Raw genomic sequence first — 16,730 nt, forward strand, 5'->3', positions numbered from 1 at the left:
ACGCTTGCCGCGGGCGTCTTCGCCACGACAGCCGCGTTTATACAGCATATTGAGTCTGTAAAAACAAAAGTAAAATGTATAACTTTAATACTTTAAAATCTACAAGTTCATTAACTCTCTACTTCATTTATATAAGAACAGCACTTTTTCGACACTCTGAGACGCTTAGCCGTCTTTTTTTAGGAGGAATGCTTTTGAAATGTGTTTGGGTTGTTCCGAAAGGACAGTTGGAGCCAGTCGTATTACCGTGTGACTTGGTCCAGCAAGATGACGACGTACAATCAGACGCTGCAGTTATTACACACCTTAAGCCAAGTCCACCACTTCCGACGCTACAAGGGAAGTCTTTACTCACAAGTGAGCTCAATGACCAACAAATCGTTACTCGTCGCCAATTGATTGCAGGAACTGTGCAGCTTAGTATAGGAATTTCATTAAAGCGTTCTGCACCAACATGCAACCGTTGTGGGAATCAAGATAAAGAGCAATTCGCCATGTTTGATTGTTATTGGTGTGGCCGTAACGAGTGCTTATATTGTCGTTCTTGCATTATGATGGGTAAAGTAACGACGTGTACACCGCTCGTACATATTCCGGTTGCTGAACCATTTCCAAAGACACGACTGAGTTGGCATGGTTTACTGACCGACGCACAAAAGCGTGCCTCCAAGCAAATGGTTGAAATTCTTCAACACCGTACAGACAATGAGTTGCTCGTATGGGCAGTGTGCGGTGCAGGCAAAACCGAAATGCTGTTCCCACTTATTATTGAAGCAATTGATCAAAAGAAAACACTGCTGATTGCGACTCCTAGAACCGATGTTGTGCTTGAGTTAATCCCCCGAATTAGGCAAGCATTTCCTAACTTACGGAGTATCGCTCTTTATGGCGGAAGTGAAGAGCGCTTTCAATCGGCACCTTTAGTTATCTCAACAACGCACCAAACGCGACGTTATTTTCAATACTTTGACGTTGTAATCATCGACGAAATCGATGCATTTCCTTATCACTACGATAATTCTCTTCGTTTTGCTGTTACTAAAGCGGCGAAGCCCTCTGCAAAATTCTACTATTTAAGTGCTACTCCTCCACAATTTCTTATAAAAAAGTTAAAAACAAACAACCAAATTGCTATGATTAACCGCAGGTATCATGGCTACCCGTTGCCTGTCCCTAGCTTAAAATGGATTGGTGATTGGCGTTCTTATGTTGAACGTGGAAAATTACCTCCTAAATTAACAGCTTTGATGAACCGTCAAGAACGAGAGTCAGACCGGCAATTGCTCATTTTTGTGCCGAGTATCAACGTTTCTGAGCGGCTAGAATCAATTATTGCTCGTAAAGATATCATTTGTGTTCACAGTAAACATGCCAAGCGAAAAGAAATTGTCGATGCATTCCGCCATAAACAGTATCATTGTCTAATTACAACGACGATCTTAGAACGAGGTGTAACATTTCCGAGTGTCGATGTGTTTATTTTAGGTGCTGAAAACGATGTGTTTACAATTGCAGCGCTCGTCCAAATTGCAGGTAGAGCGGGTCGAAGTCAAGAGGATCCAAAAGGAAACGTTCTATTTTTACATGATGGGACGACGATTGCGATGAAGCAGGCCGTTAAGCAGATTAAAAGGATGAATGAGGGATGAGCAGTTGTCTCTATTGTCAAAAAGCAATTGACGAGCCATTAAGCTGGGATACGCTTTTTAGGCGTGAGTATCGTCGATTTTGTTACGCTTGTTCGCAGCAAATGATATGGATTAATACTCTTCATTGCAGTTGTTGTTACAGACCTCAAGCAGACTCATCCGTGTGTTTAGACTGTGTTCGTTGGGAGAAAAGTACTTATTGGTCAAATAAATTAACCCGCAATGTATCGCTTCTTTCCTATAACAATTGGGCTCAAGACTTTGTTGCGCGCTTTAAGTTCCGAGGAGACGTCGTTCTTGCTAAAGCATTTGAACAAGAACTTAAACGAATGTATGCAAGGAATTTCAATCAACACCTGATCGTTCCGATCCCCTTAAGCGAAAAAAGAATGATCGAGCGTGGTTTTAATCAATCAGAAGTGCTCGCACGTTGTATACGAACAAACATCACCGATGTTCTTAGTCGTGTCATTCATGAAGAAAAAACGAGCAAGAAATTGCGTTGGCAAAGGATAGCAGGTCGCTCTCGACCATTTGAGGTGACGGATCGAAAGAGCGTCATGTCAAAGAATGTGGTGTTGGTTGATGATATTTATACAACGGGTGCCACTGTTCGTAAAGCAGCGACGGTTTTACTTGAAGCAGGGGCAACTTCTGTCAGTTCAATGACATTATTTCGAAGTTGAATTGTGAGTCTTTCGTCATACTTAAACTTCACATGTACTAGCCGATATACTAAGTAGAAGAACAGTAGAGAGGTGGCAACGTGACAGAACTAGTTAATTGTGTATCGTGTGGGAGTTTGTACGTGAAAACGATTCGTGATCTTTGTCCTCGTTGCTACCAACAAGAAGAAGACTATTTTAGACGAGTAAGTACGTTTTTAAGGCGACGAGAAAATCGACAATCTACGATTGCTGAAACGTCGGATGCGACTGGAGTTTCTGAGCAACGTATATTAGATTACATTTCTCAAGGGCGATTACAGTTAATTGATTTACCGAATTTCGAGTGCCTTGTTACTTTTGTAAAGAGAAAACGAAATACGGCAAGTTGTGTAAATCATGCGAAAAGCAAATGTCAAAAGACCTTGCTGAACATATGGAAGAAAGCGATAATAAACGTAAACAAACGTATTATGTCAGAAACGATCACGATGGAAGGAGATCATGAATATGAAGATTAATCCGTACGGTTCTATTCATTCTTATTACCAATCATCCGCACAAAACGTCCAGTCTAAAGCGTCAGGGCATGAGAAAAAGGATTCGGTAGAGATCTCTTCAAAAGCGTTAGAAATGCAAGAAGAGCCTGTTCCAACTGAACGTGAAAAGCGTATTCAAGAGCTACAACAAAAGATTGACGATGGTACGTATGAAATCGATGAACGGGCAGTGGCGAAGAAGCTTTATGAATTTTGGAATGGTCGTTGAGGTGAGGATTAGATGAGTCAAATTCATCAGTTTGTAGAAACATTAGAAGAACTTCAGCAACGACATCATTATTTGTTGTCACTTGCGAAGAAGAAGACAGAATGCCTTCAAAAAGCTGATATTCCAGGCATCCAAGACCTCGTAAAACTGGAAGCAGAGCAGATGAAAGAGTTGCGATACCTTGAACGTGAACGGAAGTCGAGAAGTGAAGAGGTTGTAAAGTGGTATTGTCCAAAGGATGTACAAGGCTTGCCAATGAATGAATGGCTAGAGTATCTACCTGAAGAAGAGAAGAACATCTTGCACTCTCTTAGAACAGACCTTAAAGCGACAATAGAAGAGTTGAAAGATCAAAATGAATTGAACCGCCAACTCGTAACCGATAGTTTATCTGTAGTCGAAGCAACATTAGACATGTTACGACCAGAAGACGATTTACGGTCATATCAGCCACCGAACCAAGTACAAGGAAATGAAAGTAAGCAGCATTTTTCTGCGTTTGATTCAAAAGCGTAAGGAAGGGGAACGTGATGACGTCAACATTTCACGGATTACAAACGGCTTATAAAGGGTTAATGGCCCAACAACGAGCGTTACAGACGACTGGACATAATATTGCAAATGCGAATACACCAGGCTATACACGTCAACGGGTGAACTTTAATGCATCACAAGCTTTTCCAGCACCTGGGATGAATGCGCCTTCGATTGCGGGGCAAATCGGTACTGGAGTCGATGTAGAATCAGTGCAACGGGTGCGTGATGAGTTTTTAGATTTACAATACCGAGGCGAGAGTTCAAGAGCTGGGTATTGGGCAAAAATGCATGAAGCGCACATTCGAATGGAAGACATTATGAATGAACCGTCAGACTCTGGACTCGGAATTGTGATGGATGACTTTTGGCGTGCCATTGAAGTTCTAGCGGACAATCCAAGTGATAAAAGTGCTCGTGAAGTCGTACGCCAACAAGGGGAGACACTTGCAGATACATACAACTATATCGTTGACTCATTGACAAGCGTCCAGCAAGAGCTAAAGCATGAGCTAGACGGTACGACAAAGCAAGTAAACACGTTATTAGAGCAGATTCATAATCTTAACGAAGATATCAATCGCTTAGAACCACACGGCTATTTACCGAATGACCTTTATGACGAACGCGATCGATTAATCGATGAACTGTCAGAGCTCATTCCAATTGAAGTGAAATACGCTGAAAATCAACCGAAAGATAACCGTCACCCAACTGCATTAGGCCCGTTAGAGATTCATTTGAAGAATTCAAATGGTGAAGAAAGTAAGATACTCGATGCAGATGGTGTTTCTAAGATGACTGTTCATGAGTCTGCTGGTGTGGTGGAGTCCATTAGATTTGAAGGGAATATTGAGATGGATATCCCTTCACAACACGGCAAAGTAGCTGCGCTCGTTGAGAGTTACGGGTATATAACTGAAGAGGTTGATGCTGAAGGTAATGCTATCGTCCAGGGTGTCTACCCAGAAATGCTAGATGAATTGCAAAGCATGATGGAAGGTTTTGTGACAGCGTTTAATCAGAGCCATCGAGAAGGACAAGGGTTAAATGATTCTACACCTAATAATTTCTTTACTTTCGATCAGCAGAACAATCGTCTAGGAATTGATAACGCAATCAACAACCTTGATAACATCGCAGCTTCCGGGAGTGGCGTTTCAGGTGACGGCTCGAACGCGTTAGCATTGTCTAATCAAATCGAACAACTACAAGAATCATACCGTGCAATCGTCGGTGAAATGGCTGTTGCTACGAACAATGCTGCGCGTATGGATTATACGAGTGGTGTTCGTCAATCGACCATTGAACAAAACCGTTTGTCGATGAGTGCGGTGAGCCTCGATGAAGAAATGGTGAATATGATTTCATTCCAGCATGCATACAATGCGGCGGCAAGGCAGATTACGATGATTGATGAAATGCTGGATCGGATTATTAATGGTATGGGAATCGTCGGTAGGTAAAAGAAAGTGAGGTGACGATATGCGGGTCACTCAGTCTATGATCGCAAATCAAACGTTAAGGCATATCCAGTCAAACTACAACAACATTTCAAAGTACCAAAATCAACTGAACACAGGAAAGAAGTTTAGTCGTGCATCGGAAGATCCGTTATCGGCGACGAGTGGGATGCATTATCGTACTCAAGTTCGTGAAATCGAACAATTTCAACGAAATCTATCATCTGCACATACGTGGATGGAGACGAGCGATCAAGCGCTTTATGATGTAAACACGAGCTTACAACGAATGCGAGAGCTCACATCTCAAGCGGCAAATGATACGTACGATAGCGAGCAGCGCAAAGCGGCTGCTGAAGAAATTGGACAACTTATTGATCACATCAAGGACTTAGGGAATACGAAGGTCAATAACAAGTACATTTTCAATGGTACGGATACAGAGAATCAGCGGATTGATAAATCGAAATTCGACATTACGGTAGAAGACCCTAATGCCCCCCTGATGGGACGATGTTATTTTACGAAGGAGTCTTATACGAATTTACGGATGGTAGTTACCAAGAATATGGCGTAGACGCTGAAGCTGAAGGGCGAACACCTGGTGAGATCGATGTAAATAACGCGGTCTTCTTTGAAAGTGGTGCCATTTCCATTAACGAAGATGACGTCGAATTGCAGATGATGAAAGGCGTAAACATGCCAATCAATGCGAATGGTGCGGATATTTTTGGTTATGAAGCGTTCGGTGAACTCATTTTACTAGAACGTTCAATGAAAAGTGCTGACTCTGGTACGGAAATTGGCGATCATTTAGACGTGCTTGATCAACAGCTTGATCGTGTGCTATCAGCGGAGGCAAACATTGGTGCGAGGCAAAATCGGATTATGATGACTGAGAATCGCATGGATCAACAATTAATAACTGCTACCCGAATTATGTCGGACAATGAAGATGTTGATTTCGCGGAAGCAATTATCCAACTCGTATCGCATGAAAGTATCTTAAATGCGTCTTTATCAGCGGGTGCTAGAATTATGCAACCGAGTTTAATAGACTTTTTACGTTAATAAAGCCTTGATTTAGGCTTTATTTTTTTGTTACTAGCAAAATAATCAGGTAAAATAAAGAAAAAAAAGTAGGTGAGGGTTGGTTGAACATTTCAACGAAATATTTCGGGGATGTTACTGTGGACGAAACGAAGAGTATTACATTCCCTTATGGGCTCCCAGCGTTTGAGACGGAGCATACGTTCTATTTGCTGCCAATGGCTAGTGATGAATCTACACCATTTCAAATTTTACAATCTGCAAAAACGAAGGATTTGGCCTTTATTGTTTGTGAAATCTTTGGATTTTTCCCAGACTTCGAAGCAGAACTTTCACCTTATGAAATTGAATCGCTACGTTTGAATGAAGCGAAAGAGGCAACGTTACTCGGTATTATTACAGTGCAAGACCCATTTCAATCCTCAACGATTAATTTGGCTGCTCCGATCGTAATGAATGTAAAAGAGAGGTTGGCTAAGCAAGTGATCGTAGAAGAGAGTGTAGCACGTCGGAGAGCGCTATTGTTTCAGAGGGAGGAAGCGTATGCTCGTACTGACACGTAAAGTCGATGACGCAATTATGATTGGGGATGACATCGAATTAAAAGTGATTAGCATTGAGAAGGATCAAGTGAAACTTGGTATTGCAGCACCAAAGCATGTGAGCATACATCGAAAAGAAATTGTTGTTGATATTGCAAAAGAAAATCAAGCTGCTGCATCAATTTCACAGGAACTATTTTCCCAGATAACGAATCGGAATGAATAGCATAAATAATAGATATTTAGACTAGATATAGAAATATAAGTCTATAAGATTATATTTCAATTTACCTGTAATTGAGGAATTGGAAAAAGTTCAGAAAAGTGTACGGCAAAGCAATATAAAATACCTAGTCCTTTGCTGTCTTTTAATAGGATCCCTTATTTTGTCATGATTATCGCACCTTGTTTGATGATTGGATCATTGTTAATCTTTCAACATAATTATGTTTTTCACCTGTGTGAAATATTAGACTTGATACAGTTTTTAGTTCTAAAGTCCTTTCATTAACTGTCGTGCTTCTTCAGTTGATGGTGGATTGATGATAAAGGAGGGATTGTTGATGCACACCTCTGCCCAACTGCACTTTGGCAATAAGACTGGAAAGACGCTTCCCTTTCTTTGGCTACAATTAGGTGGAAAAAGGAACGATGAATTCCTACTTACTGCTTTAAAGGCTAGTGGCTTTAAGACAAAGTACTTAGAACAGATCCCAGACACGGTAGACGATGTAGTAAATGATGTATCATTATTATCGAAAGAAGAGAGTTTTTATTTATTAGAGAGCGGACGACTGTATGGATTGATGAATCGTTTTCGTATCTGTGCTGCGATTCCAGCAGATACGCCAGATCTTCTTAAGAAAACGGTAGAATCGGATATTACGACGTTAATTTGTATTAATCAAAGCTCAAGGTCGATAGCACAGCACTTTGCTACAGCGATTGATTACTCGTCTTATGTAGATCCTCTATTACAAACGGAACTTATTGAAGTACTACGACTAAATCGGTCGTCAGTCATTAACGAGCCTCCTTTTGAAATTGTAAAAAGGAATATGGACCCGGATGCTTTAATGCTTGATCATGCGAAAGCATCGATCCGCTTAACGGCGTCTGAATGTCGAGTGCTAGATTCAATCTTAAAAGGAAAAAGCAATCGAAAAATTGCCGAAGATGATTTTTTTATCTGTTTCGACCGTGAACAATCACGTCAGTCAGTTGACGAAAAAGATCAACGCGAATGATCGGACACATGCTATTAAGCGGGTCATTCAATTAGGCTGGTTACGTTCTGGATAAGTCAATTAAACATTTTGACCAAACAAACCGATATAGGTAAGGGAAGCAACTCTATGAATGTTGCTTCTCAACTATCATTGTGGAGTTGGTGAATGTGCATGAACGGGAATTGTACAACCGGTTTGGCATTCTTGGTGACCGAGTCGTTTATGCTTTAGAACATGCTGAAGCTTTGATGGATTCAAAAGCAAAGTGTGATGAAGTTCTTCGGCATTTAAAAGAAGTGCTTCTGTTTTATTCTGAGCTCGAAGGTTTAATTCCTAGAACAGGTGACAATCGAGAAATTGGAAACATAAAGGCAAGGCTGACACGAAATCGTCGTGGGATTGAGGAAGTGATGTATCTCGTGGAACTAGGGAATACCGTGCGTGCATCTGAAATGCTCTCATTGACAATCCTACCGGCTAGTCGGCGTTTGAATGAGCATTGTATGTCTGCATTATCACTTGAGCCAAATGTCTAAGTAGATGGAGGAGCAAAGATGGATATTGCTGGTTTATCGATGTTGCAATCTCAACAGGCGACTCAACTTAATGTGAACGTTGCGCTACTTAAGAAAACGCAAGAAGTTGCTTTAGAGCAACATGAACAATTAGATCGTATGCAAGTTGATGCTAGAGTGAAAGCGGTAAAAGTTGCTGAACCGTTTAAAGGTGCACAGGTTGATGTTCGTGCATAAGAACAATATCCTATTCGGGTGTTGTTCTTTTTTATTATGGAACCCTGATTGTAGCAGTTTTATATGGCTAAAGAAGGATTTCTGCGTTTGGGACTATAGAGAGCGGTCGATCCGCCGATATAGTAAACAAACATGTAAGAAAGTAGGTATCTGCTGTGCAAATGAATGACATTACGGGCATGGAATTCAGAGGACGCATAAATGGAGTACAGGAACAGTTACCAAGTAAAGAGAAAACGAGAGAGCTAGAAGAGAAGGGTCGTCCAATTAGCAAGGATACGGTTCGTATTCATGTTGAAGAGGCGAATCGTCAACTTGAGTCGCGTCATACGAATTTGCGTTTTAAGATTCATGAAGATCTATCAAGGATTTATGTACAAGTCATTGATCGCCAGTCTGAAGAAGTAATCCGCGAAGTCCCTCCAGAGAAGCTTCTTGATTTGAACGCAGCAATTTTAAAGCAAGCAGGCGTGATTATTGATGTTGAACGTTGACAGTTGCATGTAGCAATTGTCTTTTTTATGGAGAGCTGAAAAAGGAATTGTGATTGAACGTTAACAAGTTATCAAATGAGTCGATATAAAGAATAAGTCAAGAAGCGGGGTGGCTTTAATGAGAATTTCCGGTTTTGCGTCAGGAATGGATATTAACCAAATGGTATCAGACTTAATGAGAGCAGAACGAGCTCCGATGGATAAATTTACCCAACAACAGACATTTAAGAATTGGCAAGTCGATGCCTATAGAGAATTAAACACAAAGGTTCGGGCGTTTGAACAGTCGATCTTTGATCGCTTGTTAACACCGAGTCGTTTTTTAGCGAGAACAGGTAGTTCAACGAATGAATCACTCGTTTCAGTCACATCAACATCAGGAACAGGGAATTCGCACTATACGATCGATCGAGTAAATCAATTGGCAAAGGCAGCTTCAACACATAGCAAAGAGAAAATTAACGGTGAAGCAGGCATTGATCCTAACATATCTTTCAAAGATCTAAATCTAGAATCAATGAGTTGGGCTAAAGGTCAAGTGAAAAGAGATCTTGTAGAACGTGGTGAAGATGGCGTTTATAGGCTCGGGCTTGAGGGTGAAAGCATTGGTGAGAGCCCAGTCGTTCGAGTGAATGGACGAGAATATGAAGTGGTAAGCGATATGAATAACCTAGCTGAAGGAGAAGTCTTCATCGAAAACGGGGAGCTAACGTTTGCCCCAGATGACGTCTCAGAGAATGCTCGCGTTGAAGTGGAGTATGTTGACCCGAGTGGAGAAGGGAATTATACGAAAGCTAGCATTACTACGTTTGATGCTAACGGGAAAGAACAGACACATACGATGTTCATTACGGAATCCGATTCTTTACGTAGTGTGATGAACAATTTTAACAATAGCCGATTGGGGTTACGATGTTTTATGATGAAATTTCGAATCGTGTGTCCGTGAGTCGAACGGAGACTGGTGTGTTTAATCCAACAGAGGGTTCTGAGGAGATTATTTTTAATACGTTGAATCTGCCTTCAAATAATGAAGGTGAAGACGTATCAAATGGTGGAGAGACATTTAACTTTTTCGATAGTGTCCTAAATCTTGAATCAGGCCAACACGGTGCACAAAACGCGGAGTTTGAGATTAATGGATTAAAGACTGAGAGACAATCGAATACGTTCACAATCGGTAACTTAACGATGACACTTAGAGGTGAATTTACTGAGTCTGTGAGTGTTTCTTCCTCTGTTGATACAGAAAATATCGTGAAGAACATTACAGAGTTCGTTGATGAGTACAATGCGCTTATTGAAGAAATGAACGGGTTAGTTAACGAACGGCAAAATCGAGATTATCCTCCTCTTACGAGTGAACAACGAAGTGAGATGTCTGATCATGAGATTGAGCTTTGGGAAGAGAAGGCTCAAAGTGGACTAATGAGTCGGGATCGTGAGTTGCAAAGCTTCTTAACGAATATGCGGATGACGCTTTATCAATCTGTGGATCAAGATCAATCCAATATTCGCCATTTAGGTGATCTTGGGATTACAACCTCAACGGATTACTTGGATAATGGAAAGCTCGTCATTGATGAAGCGAAGCTTCAAGCAGCGGTGGAGAACGATCCAGAAGGGGCGTATCATTTCTTCGCTGGGTCAGGTGAGAATCAAGGAATTGCCCGTCAACTGCGTCAAGATGTCAACAATGGTATTGACGCCATTTCTCGAAAAGCCGGTGGTTCTAATGGGCGTCACCAAAACCATCAATTTGCTATTGGTCGTGAATTGAATCAATTAGATTCGAGAATTGAGAACTTTGAACGGCGATTAGCACAAAAGGAACAGCGATATTGGCGCCAGTTCACTGCGATGGAACAAGCCATTGCCCGTTCAAACAGTCAAGGAGATATGCTGTATAACTTTATGTTTGGTAACGGTAATTTCTAAAGGGGGCTTATGGATGACGTATACTCAGGCAATGTCTCAACAAGCGTATCAACAAAACCAATTTCAAACGGCTTCTCCCGGCGAGTTAACGTTGATGTTGTATAATGGCTGTTTGAAGTTTTTGAGGTTGGCAAAACGAGGATTAGAAGCAGAGAACTATGAAGAAAAGAATAAGAACATCACAAAAGCGCAAAACATTATTCGGGAATTAATGGTCACGTTGCAAGTGAACGATGAGACGAGTGAACAGATGCTCAAGCTTTATGATTATGTTCATGACCAACTTGTTCAAGCTAACGTACATAACCGCAAAGAGAACTTAGATAACGCAGAAGCGATTGTGACAGAGTTTCGTGATACGTGGAAGCAAGTCATTCAAGTCGACCGTCAAAACCGTCATCAAGGTGGGCAATTGCCTGTATGAGCAGCTTAAACGCTTTGCATGAGTTAACGATTAAGCTATATGAACACCTTACGTTGCCGTTACCGACAAATGATGATGAGCGTGATCAATACATCGAGAAAGTCGATCGTTATTTAGAGCGAAGAGATTTAAGACTGTCTTCGTTGCACCAAGTTGAACGAAACAAAGAAACCATGATCGTTGCGAAAGAGATTATGGACATGAACAATAAGATCGATATGAAATTACACGAAGTAAGAAGCGTCATTGGTCGAGACTTACATCGTGTGCGTGCACAAAAGCAGATCAATGACCAATACGAAGGAACAACACCGTCGCAACAACCGATGACGAGTTATTATTTTGATCAAAAAACTAAGCTTCGAATTTAAATTTTCGGGGCTTTTTGCTATGGTTGCAGTGAGGTGATGACATGGAGATCGGCGTCGAGAGCCAAGTCAAATTTTTAGAGCGGTTAACAGAATATCTAGAAACCGTGACGGATGGTTTGCAGCTTGTTACTCAGTTTTACCATCAAGGTGAGACGGAGCCTGCGGATCGTTTGCAGAAAGAGCTTATTCAAGGATTCGAGCGGTTCGGGGATGAAAATGTCACGATGTATGCAATATTTCGTTCAGATGAACAGGCTTATGAAGAATGGCAAAAGCTCTTAGAAGAAGTAAAGCAACCGTTTGACTCGCTTTCTATTAAAGGAAAGCAAGAACGTATTGCTACAGTCACATTGCCGGCATTTCAGCGTTTTTTTTATTAACATCACAGCGGTTATTACAAGAGAAGAAGTGAAATACAAAAATAAGCTGCCTACTGGAATAGGCAGCTTATTCGGTTCCTTCTTGTTGCATGTTTTGGAAAGCTTCTGTATCAATTTGTACAGGCTCTGCTTCTTCTTTTACAAAGTCAGGGATTGTGATGGGGTCAATCTCATTGTGGCGATCGTACGTTAGGTCTAATTGTTGATTTGCATGAATTTGTGCACCTTGTTCAGGCGAGATGAACAGTTCAATCGATGTTGAGAACGACTCTAAGTACTTTGATTCGCGATCGATCGTAAGTTCATAATTTAACGATTGGATGGTAAGAAGTGATTGCAAATCATCCATCATTAAACCAAACCCTCCTTGCAAAACGTCAGAAATCTGTTCACCTTGTTCATTGACAGTTTCTGTGTCACCAATTGCTGTAATCGTAATCGTCCCATCATCATTCTCTTCCATAGACAAGGAGCTTTCTACAAGATAATCAAGAAAGATCGTTAACTGCTGTTCATCTTGATAGTTCTGTAAAGAGTTCATGGATTGCAGCGTTTCATCGGGCATGTGCATCCACGTTTCAAAGTTAGGTTCATAAATGTAGAACCTTCTGTTTCGTGTAAATAAGTTTCAAATGTTCGTTCAAGTTCTTCAGCATTCGGGTCGGTCATCGTCGCAATTTCATGATAAGCAAAGGGATCCTTCGATACCCATTGCGTCGTTTCGGTTTGAACATAAGAAGTATTAATATTCCTTCGATTTCGTTGTTCAGCAGACATGGACACTTCAAAGCTGTTTAATTGTTGCATTGCTTCCATAGATGAAGTGATCCATGAGAGCGCTTCTTCACTTTCATCTTCTTCAACGTGTTGGTCTTCGTCAGTTACACGTTCATCTTCGGGGACGTCTTGTTCTGTATCTTCTTCATCAGAATCAAGACAAGCGGTAACGACACTGACAGTTACGGCGAGAGTGATGGATAGAAGTAATTTTCGCACAGTCAGATCCCCTTTCATTGGAGCTTCTGACTGTATCGTACCATATATTTTTGGATACTGTATGTGCGAGGGAATAGACGGTTAGACCCTTAGGAAGAATGTTGTCATTTTATTGTAACGAATTTGTCGTTTTAGAAGGGATTTAAGAGTGGTATATAGAAAGTGTAGACATCCTGAAAGGAGGAGTTCTTGATGATGAATTACAACATCCGTGGTGAGAACATGGAAGTAACACCATCATTACGAGACTATGTGGAAAAGAAAGTTGGCAAGGTGGAGAGGTACTTTGACTCGACCCTGTTGCTGACGTTCATGTTAAAATGCAGGTGAGAAGCACAAATGAACACAGTATTGAAGTGACGATTCCCATGTCTCAGCTTCTTCTACGAGCAGAAGAAAAGCATTCAGATATGTACGCGGCGATTGATCTCGTCGTTGAGAAGCTCGAACGACAAATTCGCAAGTACAAAACAAAGGTTAATCGCAAGTTTCGTCAAAGTGGAACAAAGGATATCTTTAAAAACGAAATCGGTGTAACGGAACTGTCGAACGGTTATTCTCCTGAAGATGAAGAAGATTACTTTAACCTCGTTCGTACGAAACGTTTTAATTTAAAGCCGATGGATGCGGAAGAAGCTGTTCTACAAATGGACATGCTAGGCCACTCATTCTTCGTGTTTTCAAATGCAGATAACGGTGATACAAATGTTGTTTACCGAAGAAAAGATGGTCGCTACGGTTTGATTGAGCCAGAAGCTTAAACGAGCGAAAGGGATCGCCCCAAATGATGGGCGATCCCTTTTTTTACGATACGACAAATTCCCCTCATTGTATCAAAGAAGACAAATTGTTAAAATAGGGATTGGAGACAATTGATACAAATTGGGTAAATAGGTAAAACCCTCATATACTCCATCAACATCAACCCAACTTTGAGAGGAAGATGGTCAAGTGATTGGTCTAATAAAGAAAGTAATTGGAGATACAGACGATAAAAAAATTAAAGAAACTACAAAAGATTGTAGACAGTGTAAATGATCTTGGCGATGACATGAAAGCATTGTCTGACCACCAACTTGCCGAGAAAACAGAGAACTTCAAATCACGCTATGAAGGCGGAGAATCACTCGATGACCTACTGCCAGAAGCGTTTGCCGTCGTACGCGAAGGAGCAGACCGTGTGCTTGGAATGCGTCCATTTGATGTACAAGTAGTCGGTGGTGTTGTTTTGCATCGCGGTGATACAGCGGAAATGAAGACGGGTGAAGGTAAAACCCTCGTAGCAACAATGCCGGTTTACTTGAACGCAATTACTGGAAAAGGAGTTCACGTTGTTACGGTGAACGACTATCTTGCGAGGCGAGATAGCGAGCAAATGGGTGAGCTATACCGTTTCTTAGGGCTTACTGTTGGTCTAAATGAAAAAGGTCTAACAAAAGATGAGAAGCGCGAAGCATACAAGTGTGACGTCGTGTACGGAACGAACAATGAGTTTGGCTTTGATTACCTTCGTGACAATATGGTGTTATACAAAGATCAAATGGTTCAGCGTTCTCTTCACTATGCAGTGGTCGATGAAGTCGACTCAATTCTTGTTGATGAAGCAAGAACGCCACTTATCATTTCAGGTTCTGTTGAACAGAGCACAGATCTTTACGTAAAAGCCGACGGCTTCGTTCGGATGCTTCGCGAAGAAGAAGATTTTACGTTTGAAGAGAAATCGAAAAACGTACGTTTAACAGAAGAAGGCGTTAATAAAGCGGAGAATTATTTTGGCTTAGATAACCTATTTGATTCTGGAAACGTTCAACTTACCCATCATATTAACCAATCGTTAAAAGCGCATCGTGCAATGAACCGTGATGAAGATTATGTAGTCGAAGAAGGCGAAGTTGTCATCGTTGACTCCTTTACAGGCCGTCTGATGAAAGGCCGCCGTTATGGAGATGGTCTTCACCAAGCGATTGAAGCAAAAGAAAGCTTAGCCATCCAGAAAGAAAGTATGACACTAGCATCCATTACGTTCCAAAACTACTTCCGTATGTATCAGAAACTGTCGGGGATGACCGGTACAGCTAAGACGGAAGAAGAGGAATTCCAAAACATTTACAATATGAACGTTATTTCTGTTCCGACGAATGTTCAAATTCAACGACAAGATCAATCTGATTTGATCTACCGTAAAATGGAATTCAAATTCAAAGCAGTTGCTGAACGTGTCGAGGAGATCCACAAAACAGGACAACCTATTCTAGTTGGTACAGCGAATGTTGATACGTCTGAGCTCGTTTCAAAGATGCTTAAAAAACGAAAGATTGAACACAACGTCTTAAACGCTAAGAACCACGCGAATGAAGCCAAAATCATTACGAAGGCCGGAGAAAAGGGCGCAGTTACGATTGCGACGAACATGGCCGGTCGTGGTACAGATATTAAACTTGGAGAAGGTGTACCGGAGCTTGGTGGTTTGTTCGTACTCGGTACGGAGCGTAACGAAAGTCGCCGTATTGATAACCAGCTTCGTGGACGTTCAGGCCGTCAAGGTGACCCAGGAATGTCACAGTTCTATCTTTCAATGGAAGATACGCTCATGAGACGTTTTGCAAACGAACAAATGCAAAGTACGTTAGAAAAAAATGGGTATGGAAGACGATGAGCCTCTTGAAAGTAAAGTTGTTACGCGAATTGTTGAGTATTCTCAAAAACGAGTTGAGGGGCACAACTTTGATGCTCGAAAACAAATTCTTCAATACGACGATGTTATGCGTGAGCAGCGCGACATCATTTACAAGCAACGAATGGACGTGCTTGAGTCAGACAACCTTGAAGAAGTTGTAAGTGGCATGATGCAAAGTGTACTCGAACGAACGGTTGCGCAGTTTACGCCTGAAAGTGAAGTACCGGAAGACTGGGATATTGATGGTCTGATTGCAGAGCTGAACAACTCCGTACTTTACCGTGGCGATGTTACGGTAAACGACTTGTATGGTAAAGAACCAGAAGAGATCGTTGAACTTCTTGAAGGCAAGGTCAAAGCCAACTACAAAGCCAAAGAAGCTGAAATTGGCGAAGAAAAGATGCGCGAGTTCGAAAAGGTCATTATGCTTCGTGCGGTTGATCGTAAATGGATGAATCACATTGATCAAATGGAGCAGCTTCGTCAGGGAATTCACTTACGTGCGTATGCACAAAACGACCCTCTTCGCGAATACCGTCAAGAAGGGTACAACATGTTCGAAATCATGGTTTCTGATATCGAGGAAGAAGTGACTCGTTATGTCATGAAAGCAAGAATTCGAAACAACATGCAACGTGAACAAGTCGCTGAACAGCAACAAGCGACTCACGGTGAACAAAAGCAGGAACAAAAGAAAAAAACAACCGATTAAAAAGACACCTGAAGCAGGTCGTAACGAGCCTTGCCCATGTGGTAGCGGTAAGAAATACAAACATTGCCACGGTGCATAATAAAGGA

22 protein-coding genes and 2 pseudogenes are annotated in these 16,730 nt (G+C 41.4%); 22 read left to right on the top strand and 2 right to left on the bottom strand.

Features of this window, described 5'->3' with window-relative positions; all coding sequences use genetic code 11:
• Positions 1–194 precede the first annotated feature (194 nt).
• From JCM19055_RS01730 to JCM19055_RS01815, 20 genes are all read left to right on the top strand, one after another.
• Positions 195–1,649: a DEAD/DEAH box helicase gene (locus JCM19055_RS01730; RefSeq protein ID WP_052365777.1), complete on the top strand. Its 1,455-nt coding sequence runs from the start codon at positions 195–197 to the stop codon at positions 1,647–1,649.
• Positions 1,650–1,810: 161 nt separating this feature from the next.
• The gene (locus tag JCM19055_RS01735; protein ID WP_052365778.1) at positions 1,811–2,335 is read left to right on the top strand and encodes a ComF family protein; all 525 of its coding nucleotides are present in this window, start codon (positions 1,811–1,813) and stop codon (positions 2,333–2,335) included.
• A 122-nt stretch (positions 2,336–2,457) separates the two neighbouring features.
• Positions 2,458–2,835, top strand: coding sequence for a hypothetical protein (locus tag JCM19055_RS01740; RefSeq protein WP_052365779.1), 378 nt, complete (start codon positions 2,458–2,460; stop codon positions 2,833–2,835).
• Positions 2,825–3,082 carry a flagellar biosynthesis anti-sigma factor FlgM gene (flgM, locus tag JCM19055_RS01745; protein WP_042358249.1) on the top strand — a complete coding sequence of 86 codons (258 nt, stop codon included), beginning with the start codon at positions 2,825–2,827 and terminating at the stop codon, positions 3,080–3,082. The genes JCM19055_RS01740 and flgM overlap by 11 nt, the downstream gene beginning before the upstream one ends.
• 12 nt (positions 3,083–3,094) lie before the next feature.
• Complete coding sequence (locus JCM19055_RS01750) at positions 3,095–3,598, top strand: flagellar protein FlgN (protein ID WP_042358250.1); 504 nt, start codon at positions 3,095–3,097, stop codon at positions 3,596–3,598.
• Positions 3,599–3,612: 14 nt separating this feature from the next.
• The gene (gene flgK / locus JCM19055_RS01755) at positions 3,613–5,082 is read left to right on the top strand and encodes a flagellar hook-associated protein FlgK (RefSeq protein ID WP_042358251.1); all 1,470 of its coding nucleotides are present in this window, start codon (positions 3,613–3,615) and stop codon (positions 5,080–5,082) included.
• A gap of 19 nt (positions 5,083–5,101) precedes the next feature.
• Positions 5,102–5,656, top strand: a complete 555-nt coding sequence (flgL, locus tag JCM19055_RS01760; protein WP_081833369.1) for a flagellar hook-associated protein FlgL — start codon at positions 5,102–5,104, stop codon at positions 5,654–5,656.
• Positions 5,593–6,150, top strand: coding sequence for a flagellin (locus tag JCM19055_RS01765; protein WP_052365781.1), 558 nt, complete (start codon positions 5,593–5,595; stop codon positions 6,148–6,150). Before flgL ends, JCM19055_RS01765 begins: the two co-directional genes overlap by 64 nt.
• 83 nt (positions 6,151–6,233) lie before the next feature.
• Complete coding sequence (gene fliW / locus JCM19055_RS01770) at positions 6,234–6,692, top strand: flagellar assembly protein FliW (RefSeq protein WP_042358252.1); 459 nt, start codon at positions 6,234–6,236, stop codon at positions 6,690–6,692.
• Positions 6,673–6,897 (top strand): carbon storage regulator CsrA, encoded by a 225-nt coding sequence (gene csrA / locus JCM19055_RS01775; protein WP_042358253.1) that lies wholly within the window; start codon positions 6,673–6,675, stop codon positions 6,895–6,897. The genes fliW and csrA overlap by 20 nt, the downstream gene beginning before the upstream one ends.
• Positions 6,898–7,234: 337 nt before the next feature.
• Positions 7,235–7,918, top strand: a complete 684-nt coding sequence (locus tag JCM19055_RS26900) for a hypothetical protein (RefSeq protein ID WP_042358254.1) — start codon at positions 7,235–7,237, stop codon at positions 7,916–7,918.
• A complete protein-coding gene (locus JCM19055_RS31045) occupies positions 7,872–7,973 on the top strand; it encodes a response regulator transcription factor (protein ID WP_193745261.1) in 102 nt (33 codons plus the stop codon). The genes JCM19055_RS26900 and JCM19055_RS31045 overlap by 47 nt, the downstream gene beginning before the upstream one ends.
• Positions 7,974–8,067: 94 nt before the next feature.
• The gene (locus JCM19055_RS01785; protein ID WP_042358255.1) at positions 8,068–8,436 is read left to right on the top strand and encodes a hypothetical protein; all 369 of its coding nucleotides are present in this window, start codon (positions 8,068–8,070) and stop codon (positions 8,434–8,436) included.
• An 18-nt stretch (positions 8,437–8,454) separates the two neighbouring features.
• Positions 8,455–8,652, top strand: a complete 198-nt coding sequence (locus tag JCM19055_RS01790; protein ID WP_042358256.1) for a putative motility protein — start codon at positions 8,455–8,457, stop codon at positions 8,650–8,652.
• 161 nt (positions 8,653–8,813) lie between these two features.
• On the top strand, positions 8,814–9,146 hold the full coding sequence (locus JCM19055_RS01795; RefSeq protein WP_042358350.1) for a flagellar protein FlaG: 333 nt from the start codon (positions 8,814–8,816) through the stop codon (positions 9,144–9,146).
• Positions 9,147–9,264: 118 nt separating this feature from the next.
• Positions 9,265–10,095 (top strand): flagellar cap protein FliD N-terminal domain-containing protein, encoded by an 831-nt coding sequence (locus JCM19055_RS22325; protein ID WP_052365783.1) that lies wholly within the window; start codon positions 9,265–9,267, stop codon positions 10,093–10,095.
• Positions 10,059–11,084, top strand: a complete 1,026-nt coding sequence (gene fliD / locus JCM19055_RS01800; protein WP_052365784.1) for a flagellar filament capping protein FliD — start codon at positions 10,059–10,061, stop codon at positions 11,082–11,084. The genes JCM19055_RS22325 and fliD overlap by 37 nt, the downstream gene beginning before the upstream one ends.
• A 13-nt stretch (positions 11,085–11,097) precedes the next feature.
• On the top strand, positions 11,098–11,508 hold the full coding sequence (gene fliS, locus JCM19055_RS01805; RefSeq protein ID WP_042358257.1) for a flagellar export chaperone FliS: 411 nt from the start codon (positions 11,098–11,100) through the stop codon (positions 11,506–11,508).
• Positions 11,505–11,879, top strand: coding sequence for a hypothetical protein (locus JCM19055_RS01810; RefSeq protein WP_042358258.1), 375 nt, complete (start codon positions 11,505–11,507; stop codon positions 11,877–11,879). The genes fliS and JCM19055_RS01810 overlap by 4 nt, the downstream gene beginning before the upstream one ends.
• 41 nt (positions 11,880–11,920) lie before the next feature.
• Entirely contained in the window at positions 11,921–12,259 is a 339-nt protein-coding gene (locus JCM19055_RS01815) for a hypothetical protein (RefSeq protein ID WP_042358259.1), read from the top strand.
• Positions 12,260–12,326: 67 nt separating this feature from the next.
• Here the strand turns inward: JCM19055_RS01815 and JCM19055_RS01820 are convergent, their stop codons facing one another.
• On the bottom strand, positions 12,327–12,824 hold the full coding sequence (locus tag JCM19055_RS01820; RefSeq protein WP_152549687.1) for a DUF6612 family protein: 498 nt from the start codon (positions 12,822–12,824) through the stop codon (positions 12,327–12,329).
• Positions 12,797–13,255, bottom strand: a complete 459-nt coding sequence (locus JCM19055_RS01825; RefSeq protein WP_042358261.1) for a hypothetical protein — start codon at positions 13,253–13,255, stop codon at positions 12,797–12,799. The genes JCM19055_RS01820 and JCM19055_RS01825 overlap by 28 nt, the downstream gene beginning before the upstream one ends.
• A 195-nt stretch (positions 13,256–13,450) precedes the next feature.
• Here JCM19055_RS01825 and hpf point away from each other — a divergent pair.
• Both hpf and secA read left to right on the top strand, forming a co-directional pair.
• Positions 13,451–14,016 (top strand): annotated as a pseudogene (gene hpf, locus JCM19055_RS01830) (ribosome hibernation-promoting factor, HPF/YfiA family).
• A 190-nt stretch (positions 14,017–14,206) separates the two neighbouring features.
• Positions 14,207–16,723: pseudogene (gene secA, locus JCM19055_RS01835) on the top strand (preprotein translocase subunit SecA).
• Positions 16,724–16,730 lie beyond the last annotated feature (7 nt).

The organism is Geomicrobium sp. JCM 19055 (genome assembly GCF_000698185.1).
Classification (GTDB): Bacteria; Bacillota; Bacilli; order Bacillales; family Marinococcaceae; genus Geomicrobium_A; species Geomicrobium_A sediminis.

Coding starts and splice junctions, on each gene's coding strand:
- JCM19055_RS01790 (WP_042358256.1), top strand. CDS start 8,455: ATGGATATTGCTGGTTTATCGATGTTGCAATCTCAACAGGCGACTCAA.
- JCM19055_RS01750 (WP_042358250.1), top strand. CDS start 3,095: ATGAGTCAAATTCATCAGTTTGTAGAAACATTAGAAGAACTTCAGCAA.
- JCM19055_RS01810 (WP_042358258.1), top strand. CDS start 11,505: ATGAGCAGCTTAAACGCTTTGCATGAGTTAACGATTAAGCTATATGAA.
- fliS (WP_042358257.1), top strand. CDS start 11,098: ATGACGTATACTCAGGCAATGTCTCAACAAGCGTATCAACAAAACCAA.
- JCM19055_RS01820 (WP_152549687.1), bottom strand. CDS start 12,824: ATGCCCGATGAAACGCTGCAATCCATGAACTCTTTACAGAACTATCAA.
- flgM (WP_042358249.1), top strand. CDS start 2,825: ATGAAGATTAATCCGTACGGTTCTATTCATTCTTATTACCAATCATCC.
- JCM19055_RS01815 (WP_042358259.1), top strand. CDS start 11,921: ATGGAGATCGGCGTCGAGAGCCAAGTCAAATTTTTAGAGCGGTTAACA.
- JCM19055_RS26900 (WP_042358254.1), top strand. CDS start 7,235: ATGCACACCTCTGCCCAACTGCACTTTGGCAATAAGACTGGAAAGACG.
- fliD (WP_052365784.1), top strand. CDS start 10,059: ATGTTTTATGATGAAATTTCGAATCGTGTGTCCGTGAGTCGAACGGAG.
- JCM19055_RS01765 (WP_052365781.1), top strand. CDS start 5,593: ATGTTATTTTACGAAGGAGTCTTATACGAATTTACGGATGGTAGTTAC.
- JCM19055_RS22325 (WP_052365783.1), top strand. CDS start 9,265: ATGAGAATTTCCGGTTTTGCGTCAGGAATGGATATTAACCAAATGGTA.
- flgL (WP_081833369.1), top strand. CDS start 5,102: ATGCGGGTCACTCAGTCTATGATCGCAAATCAAACGTTAAGGCATATC.
- csrA (WP_042358253.1), top strand. CDS start 6,673: ATGCTCGTACTGACACGTAAAGTCGATGACGCAATTATGATTGGGGAT.
- flgK (WP_042358251.1), top strand. CDS start 3,613: ATGACGTCAACATTTCACGGATTACAAACGGCTTATAAAGGGTTAATG.
- JCM19055_RS01795 (WP_042358350.1), top strand. CDS start 8,814: ATGAATGACATTACGGGCATGGAATTCAGAGGACGCATAAATGGAGTA.